Origin of the sequence: Yersinia alsatica, assembly GCF_025133195.1 — a bacterium.
Taxonomy (GTDB): domain Bacteria; phylum Pseudomonadota; class Gammaproteobacteria; order Enterobacterales; family Enterobacteriaceae; genus Yersinia; species Yersinia alsatica.
The window spans coordinates 4,605,313-4,619,457 of record NZ_CP104006.1 but is presented as its reverse complement, the minus strand read 5'-3'; the positions used below and the strand labels follow the sequence as shown (position 1 = coordinate 4,619,457).

Here is a 14,145-nt window from a genome sequence, read left to right as displayed (position 1 = left end):
ATCCAAGATAACATTTGTGTGTAGAATGAGCTGTTTTCATTACAAATAGAAATAATTCGTAAGGGGATGGGGGAGTTATGGGTAGATTTTGGCAGATATTAATAGCGCTATTACTGGCGCCAACCTTGGCACAGGCAGATGTTGCGACGGTTGAGAAGATTCATGATGCACCTGCGGTGCGTGGCAGTATTATCGCGGCAATGTTGCAGGATCACGATAATCCATTCCTGCTTTATCCGTATGAAACTAACTATCTGCTATATACCTACACCAGCGATATCAATAAAGATGCGATCAGCTCTTATGATTGGGCTGAAAATGCGAAGAAAGATGAAGTTAAGTTCCAACTGAGTTTGGGCTTCCCTATCTGGCGTGGTATTGCGGGTGATAATTCATTACTGGGGGCGTCTTATACCCAGCGCTCTTGGTGGCAGGCATCTAACAGCGACGAGTCCTCGCCATTCCGTGAAACCAACTACGAACCACAGATATTCCTGGCGTGGGCAACCGATTACGAGTTAGCGGGTTGGACTTTTCGTGAGGTCGAATTTGGTTATAACCACCAGTCGAATGGTAAAGCCGACCCAACTTCACGTAGCTGGGATCGTGTTTATACTCGTTTGATGGCTCAGCGCGGTAACTTGGAAATTGACCTGAAGCCTTGGTATCGTATTCCTGAAAGTGACGCAAAAGATGACAACCCAGATATCAATAAATACATGGGTTATTACCGTCTGAAAGTCGGTTATGCCTTGGGTGACAGCGTATTCAGTCTTGATGGGCGCTATAACTGGAATACCGGTTACGGCGGCGCTGAAATGGGCTGGAGCTACCCAATCACTAAACATGTCCGTTTCTATACCCAAGTGTTCAGTGGCTATGGTGAGTCAATGATTGACTATAACTTTAGGCAAACACGGGTGGGTGTGGGTATCATGTTGAATGATGTCCTTTAACGTCATCCGGCGTTAGAAAAGTTTCAGACACAGGCCGGCTAACCGGCCTGTGCAGATCTAATAGTTGGGGAAGAGTGTGTCAACCGCAGCAGTGATAAATAGGGAATTACTGGCACAGCAAGTATTGCGCGATACTTTTGGCTATCAGCAATTCCGGCCCGGACAACAGGAAATTATCAACGCCACCCTATCAGGACAAGATTGCCTGGTAGTGATGCCAACGGGTGGGGGTAAATCCTTGTGTTATCAGATTCCGGCACTGGTGACGGATGGGCTGACACTGGTGGTTTCTCCTTTAATCTCGTTGATGAAAGACCAGGTTGACCAACTGCTGGCCTATGGTGTGGGGGCGGGGTGCTTAAACTCGTCGCAAACCCGCGAACAGCAATTGGCGGTGATGGATGGGTGTCGCAGCGGCCAGATTAAGCTGCTGTACATCGCGCCAGAACGTCTGGTAATGGAGAGCTTTCTTGATCAACTGCATCAGTGGCGACCTGCGCTATTGGCCGTGGATGAAGCCCACTGTATCTCTCAATGGGGGCATGATTTCCGCCCGGAATACCGTGCTCTTGGTCAGTTAAAACAACGTTTTCCTGATTTGCCGGTTATTGCACTGACCGCCACGGCGGATGAAGCGACGCGCGGTGATATCGTGCGCCTGCTCAATCTGGATCAGCCATTGATTCAGGTCAGTAGCTTTGACCGCCCCAATATCCGCTACACCTTGGTCGAGAAGTTTAAACCGCTCGATCAACTGTGGCGTTTTGTGCAAGACCAACGCGGCAAAAGTGGCATTATTTACTGCAATAGCCGGGCAAAAGTGGAAGACACCACCGCCCGTTTGCAAAGCCGTGGCCTGAGTGTTGCTGCTTATCACGCCGGGTTGGATAATGAGCGTCGCGCACAAGTGCAAGAAGCTTTTCAGCGCGATGACTTGCAAGTCGTGGTGGCCACCGTAGCCTTCGGTATGGGGATTAATAAACCCAACGTCCGCTTTGTGGTGCATTTTGATATTCCGCGCACTATCGAGTCTTACTATCAGGAAACCGGCCGTGCCGGGCGTGATGGCTTACCCGCCGAGGCCATGCTGCTGTATGACCCGGCAGATATGGCATGGTTACGCCGCTGTCTGGAAGAAAAACCCGCGGGCGCGCAACAGGATATTGAGCGGCATAAACTCAATGCGATGGGGGCTTTCGCTGAAGCGCAAACCTGCCGCCGGTTGGTTTTGCTCAACTATTTTGGCGAGGGCAAACAGCAATCATGCGGCAACTGCGATATCTGCCTTGATCCGCCCAAGCGCTACGATGGGTTAGCTGATGCACAAAAAGCGCTGTCGTGTGTTTATCGGGTTGGACAGCGCTTTGGTCTGGGGTATATCGTTGAGGTGCTGCGTGGGGCCAATAACCAGCGCATTCGTGAATTTGGTCATGACAAGCTATCAGTGTATGGCATTGGTCGCGAACAAAGTCATGAACACTGGGTCAGTGTATTGCGCCAGCTTATTCACCTCGGATTATTGAGCCAGAATATTGCAATGTTCTCCGCCTTACAATTGACGGAAGCGGCGCGCCCGGTATTGCGCGCTGAATTGCCACTGCAATTGGCGGTGCCACGTATTCAGAGCCTGAAAGTGCGCAGCAGTGCTAATCAAAAATCTTATGGTGGCAATTACGATCGCAAGTTATTCGCCAAATTACGTAAGTTACGCAAATCTATCGCCGACGAAGGCAATATTCCGCCTTATGTGGTGTTTAACGATGCCACTTTGCTGGAGATGGCTGAGCAGATGCCAATTACTGCCAGCGAGTTACTGAGTGTCAATGGTGTCGGGCAGCGCAAGCTGGAGCGCTTTGGCGCACCCTTTATGGCCATGATCCGTGACCATGTAGACAATAATGATGACTAACGCCGCTGCGGTTTCAAGCCCGCAGGGTCGATGAGAACCTATCCATGCTAATGCTATTTCTGACGGTCGCACTGGTACACCTGGTGGCTCTGATGAGCCCGGGGCCTGATTTCTTCTTTGTCTCCCAAACTGCTGTCAGTCGTTCACGTGGCGAGGCGATGATGGGGGTGGTGGGGATTTCACTCGGTATTGTTATCTGGGCCGGTGTCGCGCTGATGGGGCTGAATCTGATCTTGCAGAAAATGGCGTGGTTGCATCAGATTATTATGGTCGGTGGCGGCTTGTATCTGTGCTGGATGGGCTGGCAGTTGCTAAAATCTGCCCGCAGCAAACGTGATACCACAGAAACTGAAGTACAGGTTGTGCTGCCTGCACGTGGCCGGACTTTCCTGCGCGGCTTTCTGACCAACCTCTCGAATCCCAAAGCCGTTATCTATTTCGGTAGCGTATTTTCATTGTTTGTCGGTGATGATGTTAGCGCGGGCGCGCGCTGGGGACTGTTTGTCTTGATTGTTGGGGAAACGTTCGTCTGGTTTAGTGTGGTCGCCTGCATATTTGCGTTACCAGTGATGCGCCGTGGCTACCAGCGGTTGTCCAAATGGATTGATGGCTTGGCGGGGGTGTTATTCACCGGTTTTGGCATTCATCTTATTTTGTCCCGCTAATGGATAATCCCAACCGTTTTGTCCGGTTGGGACCATAAACTCTATACTTTTCTGGCGGTTGCCAATAATGCGCCAACCAGCATAAATAAGCCGCCAAATATCCGGTTCAGTAATTTCATTTGATGTGGTGATTTAATCCAGCCAGCAATTCGTGTGGCAAGAGTGGCGTAGCCAATCATCACGATGATATCGACAATCACACTGGTACAGCCGAGAATCAGATATTGCGCCACTTGTGGTTGATGCGGCAGCACAAATTGCGGGAATAATGCGGCCAGGAACACAATGCTTTTCGGGTTGGTCAGGTTAACAAATACCGCGCGTTTAAAGAGTTTGCGCCGAGGCATACTGTTGGCTAATGCATGCAGATCCAGCGCACCGGCGGCACGCCATTGCTGGATACCGAGCCAGATTAGGTAAGCCGCGCCGAGCCATTTTAATATTTCAAATGCCAATAGCGATTGTGAAATCAGTGCGCCAAGGCCGACACCAACCAGCACAATATGTACCGCTAACCCAAGCTGTAATCCGCAAATTGAGGCAACCACCCCACGGGTACCATGGCTGATAGCGGTACTCATGGTGTTAATGGCACCAGAGCCGGGGGACAGACTGAGGATAAGTGTTGTCAGCAAATAAGTTAACCACCAGTCTAAGGTCATCGGCAAAGCTCCCGGAATGCGCAAATTTATGCCACAATACTCTATTGCTAATAGTTGTGCTATGGCTCACAGAATGACTATTTGTTCACTGAACAGCGAGCGACGTTATGCCGTTAGATAATCATATGACTAGCTGGTTGACCCGTGAAGAGCAGTTTGCTGCCTTTGTTAACGGCCCATTGCTAGATTTCTGGCAGCAGCGCGATGAAGACGAGTTTATGGGAGTCGATAATATTCCTATCCGCTATGTCCGCTTTTGTGCCCCGCAACATACTCGTGTAGTGGTTGTGGTGCCCGGCCGCATTGAAAGTTACGTTAAATATCCTGAAGTGGCCTATGATCTTTTCCAGCAAGGCTATGATGTTATTGTGCTGGATCATCGTGGGCAGGGTAAATCCGGGCGCATGCTTGAGGATCACAATCGCGGCCATGTGATCAAATTCGATGATTATATTGAGGATTTTGCGCAGTTAGTGCAGCGTGAAATCACGAATAGCCGTTATCAGCAGCGTTTTGCTTTGGCCCATTCCATGGGCGGCGCCATTCTGACGCGTTTTCTGGCCAGAGAACCTAACGCCTTTGATGCTGTTGCACTTTGTGCGCCGATGTTTGGTATTCATTTGCCGATGCCGGGTTGGCTGGCCCACCGGATTGTCGATTGGGCCGAAGGGCACCAAAAGTTGCGGGATTATTACGCTATCGGAACTGGTCAGTGGCGGCCATTGCCCTATCTGGTCAATATGCTGACCCACAGTCGCGAGCGCTATCGCCGCTATTTGCGTCAATATGCTGATACGCCGGAAATCCGAGTCGGCGGGCCAACATATCACTGGATCCGTGAAAGTCTGCTGGTGGGGGAGCAAATTATCGCCGAAGCAGACAAAATCACCACGCCGGTTCTGCTATTGCAGGCCAGTGAGGATCGGGTAGTCCATAACCCGGCCCACAATGCTTTTTCTCAGGCTATGACTCTGGCGGGGCACCCTTGCGAAGGGGGGCAACCTATGGTCATTCAAGGGGCACGCCATGAGATCCTGTTCGAGCAGGACCAGCTGCGTGCCGAGGCGCTAAGCGCCATATTGCGTTTTTTTGCGCAACCTCACCCTTCTTGCAGCATAAAACAATCAGTCGGCCATTAGACCCCGACGTCACCAGAGGTTAGAACATACCGCTATGTATCATGTTGTTGCTTCCGATTTAGATGGCACCTTACTGTCACCCGACCACATCCTGACGCCGTATGCCAAAGAAACACTTAAGTTGCTGACGCAACGTGATGTGCACTTTGTATTTGCAACTGGCCGCCATCATATCGATGTGGCGCAGATCCGCGATAGCCTGGAGATCAGTGCCTTTATGATCACCTCCAATGGCGCGCGTGTGCACAACACCGCAGGGGAACTGATTTTCAGCCATAACCTTGATGCTGATATCGCCCGTGATTTGTACAATATTGAACACCATAATCCGGATATCTTAACCAACGTCTATTTGAACGATGAATGGTATATGAACCGTGAAAGCCCGGCGCAGAAAGAGTTTTTCCGTGAATCTGTGTTCAACTACCAAGTGTTCGAACCCGCTTTGCTGCCGACCGAAGGGGTGTGTAAGGTCTATTTCACTTGCGAAGATCACGACAAATTATTGATTTTAGAAGAAGCCATCAATGCACGTTGGGGCGATCGGGTTAATGTCAGTTTCTCCTTCCCAACTTGCCTGGAAGTGATGGGTGGCGGTGTCTCTAAGGGCCATGCACTTGAACAAGTTGCCAAGATCATTGGTTATTCACTGAAAGAATGTATCGCGTTTGGTGATGGGATGAATGACTTGGAAATGCTGTCCATGTCTGGCAAAGGCTGCATCATGCGTGATGCTCATCAGCGCCTGAAAGATATGTTGCCGAATCTGGAAGTGATTGGCTCGAATGTTGATGATGCGGTGCCGCACTATCTGCGCAAAATGTTTTTAGGTACTGATAAGTAACTGACTTTTCATTTATGAGAAAAAATGGCGCACTTAATTATCAGTGCGCCATTTTCTTATTCTCGTTAATGTCAGGCCATCAACTTATTGATGCTGCCCCTGTTTTTGCAGGAACTGCACGCCTTTATCTGGGAAGTCAGTAAACACCCCGTCAACTTGCGCCTGATTGTAAATAATATCGAACAGCTGATTAACGTCAGTGGCGTATTTAGGCAGCTTGTCAGCACGGATGGTGTACGGATGAACCATCATATTGCTGGCATGAGCTTCTTTCACCATATTGGTCAGCTTGATGTTATCTGGCGTGGAGCTTTCGACAACCAGCATATGGTAGTCAGGGCCAATGCCGTCAGCATATTGCGCGACTTGCTTCATTGCGCCTGGCTTGAACATCCAGTCGTAACTGTAATTAACCCATTTGCCATCAGGTTTTTGCTCGTAGGTTTCGTTCCAGTCGGTATAGGCCACCAGTTGAACCAATTTCAGGTCCATGCCCATCTTCGGTTCCAGCACATTTTTGATACGTTTTAATTCATTCGCATCAAAGCATTGCAGATAAACTTTGTCAGCTTTGGTGGTGTAACCATACTGCTTGAGCACTTCCAACACCTTGGTGGAAATATCTTTCCCTTCTTGCTGATGGAACCAAGGCGCTTTGATTTCAGGGTAGATACCGATATTTTTACCGGTCGAATGATTCAGCCCCTGAACGAATTCAATCTCTTCCTGGAAGGTATGTACCCGGAAGTCAGATTTGCCCATCGGGAAACGACCCGGGAAGCTCTGCACTTTTTTACCATCTTTACCAATATCAAAGCCTTCGGTAAATTTCAGTGACTTGATTTCCGGCAGCGTAAAGTCAATGGCGTAATAGCGGCCATCTTTACGAGCGCGATCCGGGAAGCGCTCGGCAACATCCGTCACCCGATCCAGATAATGATCATGCAGAACCACTAGCTCATTATCTTTGGTCATCACCAGATCTTGTTCAAGATAATCAGCACCCTGCGCATAAGCCATAGCTTTGGCTGGCAGTGTGTGTTCAGGCAAATAGCCACTGGCGCCACGATGCGCGATCACGACTTTGTCTGCTGAAGGTTTGGTGACTGTGGATTTGTCCGAGGAAGATGACTCTGCCGCGTGCGCCATACCCGCTACCGAAGATGCCAAAATGATGCTCGCTGCCAGGGTTTTTATATGAATTAGCATTGATTGTGCTCCATTTACTCGTAATCTTTCAAGACGCAGCTGCGTTGGTTGCTCTTATTCACTCGAATCACTTACTGATGTAAGCTCATCGGGATTCATTCGTTTGCCGCCTTCCTGCATCTTGAAATCTATTGGGTAGAGAATGAAGGCTGTGGCGCTATACATCCATAGATAACGACACAGCCTATAGAACAACTTAACTAGCCAGACTTATAAGTCTTGCTTTCTCGCCATCTCTTCGTGATGTTTTTTCTCACTAAACATCACCACGAGCAGCAACAGCACAGCCAAGATGCTGCCGCCAATCATCACCATAAAGCCACCGTCCCAACCGAAGTAGTCAACGGTATAACCTACGATGGCACTGGCTGCGACCGAGCCGCCCAGATAACCGAACAGACCGGTGAAGCCTGCCGCGGTACCTGCTGCTTTTTTCGGTGCTAATTCAAGGGCATGTAAGCCAATCAACATCACCGGGCCATAAATCAGGAAGCCGATAGTGATCATACAAGCCATATCGATACCTGGATTACCGACCGGGTTCAGCCAGTAAATAATGGTGGCGATAGTCACTAACGTCATAAAGAACACACCGGTGGCACCACGGTTGCCTTTAAACACTTTGTCGGACATCCAACCGCACAGCAGCGTCCCTGGAATACCAGCGTATTCATACAGGAAATAAGCCCATGACGATTTATCCAGTGCGAAGTGTTTCACTTCTTTCAGGTAGGTCGGTGACCAGTCGAGGATGCCGTAACGCAACAAATAAACAAAAACGTTAGCAATGGCGATATACCACAGCAATTTATTCGGGAACACATACTGCATGAAGATTTGCTTGGCGGTTAGCTCTTCTTCTGCTTCTTTGCTGTAGTCATCTGGATAGTCGTTTTTGTACTCTTCAATTGGCGGTAAGCCCACGGATTGAGGAGTATCACGCATCAGACCAAAGACAATTAATGCCACTAAAATGGCACCGAAAGCTGGCATGTATAGCGCCGCTTTCCAGTCGTTAAACCAAGCCATCCCGAGGAGGAACAGCAATGGTGGCAAACCACCACCCACGTTATGGGCGCAGTTCCAGACAGAAACAATCCCGCCACGTTCTTTCTTCGACCACCAGTGCACCATGGTACGGCCACATGGCGGCCACCCCATACCCTGGAACCAGCCGCACAAGAACAGTAGTACGAACATTACGGCGATACTGGATGTTGCCCAGGGTACAAAGCCCATAAACAGCATCACGGCCGCAGAGAGAATCAAACCGGCGGAGAGGAATACTCGCGGGTTGGAACGGTCAGAAACCGAACCCATGATGAACTTTGAGAAACCGTAAGCGATTGAAATACCGGATAATGCGAAGCCGAGATCCCCGCGAGAGAATCCTTGTTCGATCAAATACGGCATGGCCAGAGTAAAGTTTTTACGTACCAGATAGTAGGCAGCGTAACCGAAGAAGATACCCATGAAGATTTGCCAGCGTAAGCGGCGGTAGGTGGGATCAACCTGGTCTGCGGGAAGCCGTGCCACATGTGGCGCGGGCTTAAAAATACTCAACATGAGTGCCTCCGATGGCTTTTTTGTTGTTTTTGACTCCGGTATAGCCTGGTATCTATCCGGTAGTTAAACGGCGTCCGGTAGCTAAACAGCGAAGCTACTGTCGTTTATGTTCCATAACGAGCGCCATGCTAGATAAATTCTTGCTACTTATCTGTGAGTGATGGCGCATTTGTTACAGTTATATGAAAGCGGCGGCAATTTTGAGCGATTGGTTAACATTTTGAAACCTGTAATCATAAATTACCTGTGACTTTGATCACAATCATGGTTTTTAAACACCATTCTGTTTTCGTTTTTCGTTCGTTTTTGTTCCTTATCAAACAATAACCATAAAGACTGTGGCTCAATAGACTCATAACTAGCCGCCAGACGGCTGTCTGATAATGTGGGGTCTTTCATGACGAACAGTTCTCCTTACACAGAAACGGATGTCATCATCATTGGTGGTGGCGCAACCGGGGCGGGGATCGCCCGAGACTGCGCCCGGCGCGGTTTGGCTTGTACATTGCTGGAAAGGCATGACATTGCCACCGGGGCTACCGGCCGTAACCATGGCTTATTACACAGTGGTGCGCGCTATGCCGTAACTGATAGTGAGTCCGCCCGTGAATGTATTGAAGAAAACCGAATTCTGAAACGTATTGCCCGCCATTGTATTGAGCAAACGGATGGTTTGTTTATCACCTTGCCGGAAGACTCTCTGGATTATCAGGAGCAATTTATTGCCCGCTGTCAGGAAGCTGGAATAGCAGCGCAAGCTATTGATCCGAAACAGGCTTTGCGCCTAGAGCCCGCCGTCAATCCCTCACTCATCGCTGCGGTTCGAGTCCCGGACGGTACTGTTGACCCCTTCCGCTTAACCGCTGCCAATATGCTGGATGCTCGTGAGCATGGCGCTAATGTATTGACTTATCATGAGGTTATTGGGTTATTACGCCAGGGGGATCGCGTCACAGGTGTGCGCGTTTTCGATCATAAGAATCAGCGACAATATGATATTCATGCACAGATCGTGGTAAATGCTGCCGGGATCTGGGGGCAACATATTGCGGAATACGCCGATCTGCGGATCCGCATGTTCCCAGCCAAAGGTGCACTGCTGATCCTGGGCCATCGGATCAATAACATGGTGATCAACCGCTGCCGTAAACCGGCGGATGCCGACATTCTGGTGCCGGGCGATACCATCTCACTGATCGGCACCACCTCCACACATATTGAATACGATCAGATAGATAACATGGTTGTCACGCCACAAGAGGTGGACACCTTAATTCGCGAAGGATCAAAATTATCACCACAACTGGCGCAAACGCGCATTTTACGCGCATATGCTGGGGTTAGACCTTTGGTTGCCAGTGATGATGACCCTTCGGGGCGAAATGTCAGCCGTGGCATTGTACTGCTGGACCACGCCAGCCGGGATGGGTTGGAGGGCTTCATTACCATCACCGGCGGTAAATTGATGACTTACCGGCTGATGGCACAATGGGCGACAGACAAAGTCTGTGAAAAGCTTGGCGTGACGGCAGCCTGTACCACAGCGCAAGAACCACTGCCCGGTTCACAGCAGTCAGCAGAACAGACTCTCAGCAAAGTGATTTCCTTGCCAGCCAGTATTCGCGGCTCGGCGGTTTATCGCCATGGCGACCGCGCGACACAATTGCTGGCGGGTAATCGTCTGGATAACAGCTTGGTGTGTGAGTGTGAGGCGGTGACGGCCGGTGAAGTTCGCTATGCCATTGAATCTCTTTCAGTTAATAACCTATTGGATTTGCGCCGCCGCACTCGTGTTGGTATGGGCACCTGTCAGGGGGAGCTTTGTGCTTGCCGGGCGGCAGGTTTACTCAGCCGTTTTAAGGTGACGACACCGCAACAATCCCGTGAACAGCTGGTGCAATTCCTTAATGAGCGCTGGAAAGGTGTGCGCCCGATAGCTTGGGGTGATGCTTTACGGGAAAGTGAGTTTACTCATTGGGTTTATCAAGGGCTTTGCGGTCTGGATGATACCTCGCGTGCGGCCAATCTTCAGGAGAAACCAGATGAAATTTGATGTGATTATCATCGGTGGTGGGTTAGCGGGGCTGGCCTGCGGTATTCGTCTGGCTGAGCAAGGTAAATATTGTGCCATCGTCAGCGCCGGTCAAAATGCGCTGCACTTTTCCTCCGGTTCCTTGGATCTATTGGCAAAATTACCGGACGGGCGGGCGGTTAGCCAACCCCTCAGCGCGCTTGAAGCATTAGCTGAATTAGCGCCGGAACATCCTTACAGCAAGATGGGGCAAATCGGGCAGGTGGGGGAACTGGCGCAACAAGCGGAATCCCTATTACAACGATGCGGTTTAGAGCTGGTCGGCAGTGCGGCTAAAAACCATTTACGCCTTACCCCATTGGGCAGTTGCCGCCCCACTTGGCTCAGCCCGGTGGATATCCCGGTCGCGCCACTGGAAGGCCCACTGCCGTGGCACAAAGTCGCGGTGATTGGTATTGAGGGGTTCCTCGATTTTCAGCCACAAATGGTCGCCAGTGCCTTGCAAGAGCAAGGTGTCGAGGCCACTCCGGACTATCTGCATCTGCCTGCATTGGATCGCCTGCGGGATAACCCCAGCGAATTTCGTGCAGTAAACATTGCCCGCGTATTGGACCAACCAGAAAATCTGCAACCGCTGGCCGACGAGTTAGCGCGTTTGTCATCCGCGGCGGAAATGATTTTACTGCCTGCCTGTATTGGTCTGGATGAGTCAGCGCCACTGGAAGCGCTACGAGCCGCCGTGGGAAAGCCCATTCAACTGCTACCGACATTACCACCGTCGTTACTTGGTATGCGCCTGCATCAAGCCCTACGCCAGCGTTTTCAGCAACTTGGCGGCATTGTGATGCCGGGTGATGCGGTGCTACGTGCCGAACTGGTGGGGAACCGAATTACCGGACTTTATAGCCGTAACCACGGGGATATTCCATTGCGTGCTGCCCAGATGGTTCTGGCCAGTGGCAGCTTCTTCAGTAATGGGTTGGTGGCGACCTTTGAGCATGTCTATGAGCCCATATTGGATCTGGATATTTTATCGCTGCCAAACCGTGCCGATTGGAGCCACAGCAATATGTTTGCGCCACAACCTTATTTGCAGTTTGGCGTGAATACCGATAACCGACTCCGGGCGCTACGTGGCGGCATTGCACTGGATAATTTGCATGTTATTGGCGCAGTACTGGGTGGTTACGATCCGCTGCAACAAGGCTGCGGGGCCGGAGTTTCGCTGACCAGCGCCCTGTTCGTTGCAGAGCAAATTGTCAGCGCTATGGAGGTGACACTATGACATGGTTACCACAGGACGGAGACATTCAGGATAAGCATTTGGCACGTGATAACAGTTTTGAAAGCTGCATAAAATGTACGGTTTGTACCACTTATTGCCCGGTAGCCAAGGTTAATCCGCTTTATCCGGGGCCAAAACAGGCCGGTCCTGATGGTGAGCGTCTGCGCCTGAAAGATCCGGCACTGTATGACGATGCCTTGAAATACTGCACTAACTGCAAACGCTGCGAAGTGGCATGCCCGTCAGATGTGAAAATCGGTGACATCATTCAGCGCGCGAAAGCCAGTTACAGCAGCCATAAACCCAAACTGCGCGATGCTATTCTCAGCCATACCGACATCATGGGCACGTTATCGACACCTTTTGCCCCGGTGATTAATGCGGTTACGGGTTTAAAACCGGTGCGGGTCTTGCTGGATAAAGCACTGAAAATTGACCATCGGCGCGAATTACCTAAATACTCATTTGGCACCTTCCGCCGCTGGTATCACAAACAAGCGCAAAAACAGCAGCAATATGCTGAACAAGTAGCCTTTTTCCATGGTTGCTTTGTTAACTATAACCATCCGCAGCTAGGCAAGGATTTAGTCAGCGTATTCAACGCGATGAACATTGGTGTCCAGTTACTTAAGCGGGAAAAATGCTGTGGTGTGCCGCTGATTGCGAATGGATTTATCGAGCAGGCAAAAAAACAGGCGCGAGTGAATCTCGAGTCACTGACTGATGCGGTAATTGGCCGGGATATCCCGGTGGTAGCCACCTCTTCAAGCTGTACTTTTACCTTGAGAGATGAGTATCCGCATTTGTTGGATGTGGATACCGCCCCAGTGCGTGACAGAGTAGAGCTGGCGACTCGCTACATTTACCGCTTATTGGATCAAGGACGAGAGTTACCGCTAAAACCTTTATTCTCTAAAGAAAACAAACCATTGCGCATTGCTTATCACACACCTTGCCATATGGAGAAAATGGGTTGGACGGCTTATACCTTGGCATTGTTGCAGCGTATTCCAGGTATTGAGCTGGTGGTCTTAGATTCCCAATGTTGCGGGATTGCTGGGACTTATGGTTTTAAATCAGAGAACTACGCAACAGCTCAAGGAATTGGGGCAACATTATTCCAGCAGATTGAGGAGAGTGGTGTTGATCTGGTGATTACCGACTGCGAAACCTGCAAATGGCAGATTGAGATGTCGACGAGTAAGAAATGTGAGCATCCGATTACGTTGCTGGCACAATCCCTCATCGGATGATGCAGACAGCGCGCGGTTTAGCCGCGCGCTATCAAGGTCGATTATTTCAGTTTCAAGGTACTGATGATGGACTCTGCTTCAGTTTGCGCTTGTTGCTGATTCTCAGCTGGCAGCGTAATTTGCATTGTTATCAAATGATTATCAACTTTCCCCATCAATACTGATGAATAGGCTTTATCACCACCACTGGTAATAATGCTGTCCAGTTGCTGGAAGGGTTGCCCATCAACTTTAATCGCTTTATTCGTCACAACCTGAAGATTGGCATCGCGGGCGCGCTGCTGTTCAGCCAAGCGCTCAGTCAGGACATCCAAACCTTCATCGGTGTTATCACCTAAAATCACGATAACCGCTTTATCGCCAGTTTTATTGGCATAAACGTGCATATTGTTAGCTTGGTTGCCCATTTTCCCGCTTTGGTCTGATAAATCAGCTGGCAAGCTAAAAGCAACTTTGCCTTCCAACAGACTGACTGGCTGGCCTACATTGTTATTGCTGTTACCATCACAGGCACTTAATCCGGCAACTAGCAGGCCGACGGCGAGAAACTTGGTTATTTTATGCATGAGAATCCCTTATTGATGATTAATCGTCTTATCGCACCTTATTCAGACGCCAAAAGCAA

At 50.0% G+C, this 14,145-nt stretch carries 13 protein-coding genes; 8 read left to right on the top strand and 5 right to left on the bottom strand.

Annotated elements, in window-relative coordinates; translation table 11 throughout:
• The first annotated feature begins 77 nt into the window (after positions 1–77).
• The 3 genes from pldA to rhtC all read left to right on the top strand — a co-directional run bounded on the left by pldA (position 78) and on the right by rhtC (position 3,530).
• Entirely contained in the window at positions 78–956 is an 879-nt protein-coding gene (gene pldA, locus N0H69_RS20895) for a phospholipase A (protein ID WP_050123898.1), read from the top strand.
• A 76-nt stretch (positions 957–1,032) separates the two neighbouring features.
• Positions 1,033–2,865: an ATP-dependent DNA helicase RecQ gene (recQ, locus tag N0H69_RS20890; protein WP_050123897.1), complete on the top strand. Its 1,833-nt coding sequence runs from the start codon at positions 1,033–1,035 to the stop codon at positions 2,863–2,865.
• 44 nt (positions 2,866–2,909) lie between these two features.
• Entirely contained in the window at positions 2,910–3,530 is a 621-nt protein-coding gene (gene rhtC, locus N0H69_RS20885; protein WP_050109700.1) for a threonine export protein RhtC, read from the top strand.
• Between the two features lie 41 nt (positions 3,531–3,571).
• Here rhtC and rhtB read toward each other — a convergent pair whose 3' ends face one another.
• Positions 3,572–4,192, bottom strand: a complete 621-nt coding sequence (gene rhtB, locus N0H69_RS20880; protein WP_050123896.1) for a homoserine/homoserine lactone efflux protein — start codon at positions 4,190–4,192, stop codon at positions 3,572–3,574.
• 107 nt (positions 4,193–4,299) lie between these two features.
• On the opposite strand from rhtB, the gene pldB reads away from it, so the two are divergent.
• Positions 4,300–5,331, top strand: a complete 1,032-nt coding sequence (gene pldB / locus N0H69_RS20875; RefSeq protein WP_050123895.1) for a lysophospholipase L2 — start codon at positions 4,300–4,302, stop codon at positions 5,329–5,331.
• A gap of 34 nt (positions 5,332–5,365) precedes the next feature.
• On the top strand, positions 5,366–6,175 hold the full coding sequence (yigL, locus tag N0H69_RS20870) for a sugar/pyridoxal phosphate phosphatase YigL (RefSeq protein ID WP_004710162.1): 810 nt from the start codon (positions 5,366–5,368) through the stop codon (positions 6,173–6,175).
• An 84-nt stretch (positions 6,176–6,259) separates the two neighbouring features.
• Here yigL and glpQ read toward each other — a convergent pair whose 3' ends face one another.
• The 3 genes from glpQ to N0H69_RS20855 all read right to left on the bottom strand — a co-directional run bounded on the left by glpQ (position 6,260) and on the right by N0H69_RS20855 (position 9,349).
• A complete protein-coding gene (gene glpQ, locus N0H69_RS20865; RefSeq protein ID WP_050123894.1) occupies positions 6,260–7,384 on the bottom strand; it encodes a glycerophosphodiester phosphodiesterase in 1,125 nt (374 codons plus the stop codon).
• A gap of 210 nt (positions 7,385–7,594) precedes the next feature.
• On the bottom strand, positions 7,595–8,950 hold the full coding sequence (glpT, locus tag N0H69_RS20860) for a glycerol-3-phosphate transporter (protein WP_004710164.1): 1,356 nt from the start codon (positions 8,948–8,950) through the stop codon (positions 7,595–7,597).
• A 240-nt stretch (positions 8,951–9,190) separates the two neighbouring features.
• Positions 9,191–9,349, bottom strand: a complete 159-nt coding sequence (locus N0H69_RS20855) for a hypothetical protein (protein WP_172665471.1) — start codon at positions 9,347–9,349, stop codon at positions 9,191–9,193.
• On the opposite strand from N0H69_RS20855, the gene glpA reads away from it, so the two are divergent.
• Genes glpA through glpC form a run of 3 tightly spaced genes read left to right on the top strand, consistent with a single transcriptional unit; the run spans position 9,348 to position 13,520 of the window.
• Complete coding sequence (glpA, locus tag N0H69_RS20850; protein ID WP_050152147.1) at positions 9,348–11,003, top strand: anaerobic glycerol-3-phosphate dehydrogenase subunit A; 1,656 nt, start codon at positions 9,348–9,350, stop codon at positions 11,001–11,003. The genes N0H69_RS20855 and glpA overlap by 2 nt on opposite strands.
• A complete protein-coding gene (gene glpB / locus N0H69_RS20845) occupies positions 10,993–12,267 on the top strand; it encodes a glycerol-3-phosphate dehydrogenase subunit GlpB (RefSeq protein WP_050147099.1) in 1,275 nt (424 codons plus the stop codon). Before glpA ends, glpB begins: the two co-directional genes overlap by 11 nt.
• Positions 12,264–13,520 (top strand): anaerobic glycerol-3-phosphate dehydrogenase subunit GlpC, encoded by a 1,257-nt coding sequence (glpC, locus tag N0H69_RS20840; RefSeq protein ID WP_050109710.1) that lies wholly within the window; start codon positions 12,264–12,266, stop codon positions 13,518–13,520. The genes glpB and glpC overlap by 4 nt, the downstream gene beginning before the upstream one ends.
• Positions 13,521–13,561: 41 nt before the next feature.
• Here the strand turns inward: glpC and N0H69_RS20835 are convergent, their stop codons facing one another.
• Complete coding sequence (locus N0H69_RS20835) at positions 13,562–14,086, bottom strand: DcrB family lipoprotein (protein WP_050109712.1); 525 nt, start codon at positions 14,084–14,086, stop codon at positions 13,562–13,564.
• Positions 14,087–14,145 lie beyond the last annotated feature (59 nt).

Coding starts and splice junctions, on each gene's coding strand:
- glpA (WP_050152147.1), top strand. CDS start 9,348: ATGACGAACAGTTCTCCTTACACAGAAACGGATGTCATCATCATTGGT.
- glpB (WP_050147099.1), top strand. CDS start 10,993: ATGAAATTTGATGTGATTATCATCGGTGGTGGGTTAGCGGGGCTGGCC.
- rhtB (WP_050123896.1), bottom strand. CDS start 4,192: ATGACCTTAGACTGGTGGTTAACTTATTTGCTGACAACACTTATCCTC.
- glpT (WP_004710164.1), bottom strand. CDS start 8,950: ATGTTGAGTATTTTTAAGCCCGCGCCACATGTGGCACGGCTTCCCGCA.
- glpC (WP_050109710.1), top strand. CDS start 12,264: ATGACATGGTTACCACAGGACGGAGACATTCAGGATAAGCATTTGGCA.
- pldA (WP_050123898.1), top strand. CDS start 78: ATGGGTAGATTTTGGCAGATATTAATAGCGCTATTACTGGCGCCAACC.
- glpQ (WP_050123894.1), bottom strand. CDS start 7,384: ATGCTAATTCATATAAAAACCCTGGCAGCGAGCATCATTTTGGCATCT.
- rhtC (WP_050109700.1), top strand. CDS start 2,910: ATGCTAATGCTATTTCTGACGGTCGCACTGGTACACCTGGTGGCTCTG.
- N0H69_RS20835 (WP_050109712.1), bottom strand. CDS start 14,086: ATGCATAAAATAACCAAGTTTCTCGCCGTCGGCCTGCTAGTTGCCGGA.
- N0H69_RS20855 (WP_172665471.1), bottom strand. CDS start 9,349: ATGAAAGACCCCACATTATCAGACAGCCGTCTGGCGGCTAGTTATGAG.
- pldB (WP_050123895.1), top strand. CDS start 4,300: ATGCCGTTAGATAATCATATGACTAGCTGGTTGACCCGTGAAGAGCAG.
- yigL (WP_004710162.1), top strand. CDS start 5,366: ATGTATCATGTTGTTGCTTCCGATTTAGATGGCACCTTACTGTCACCC.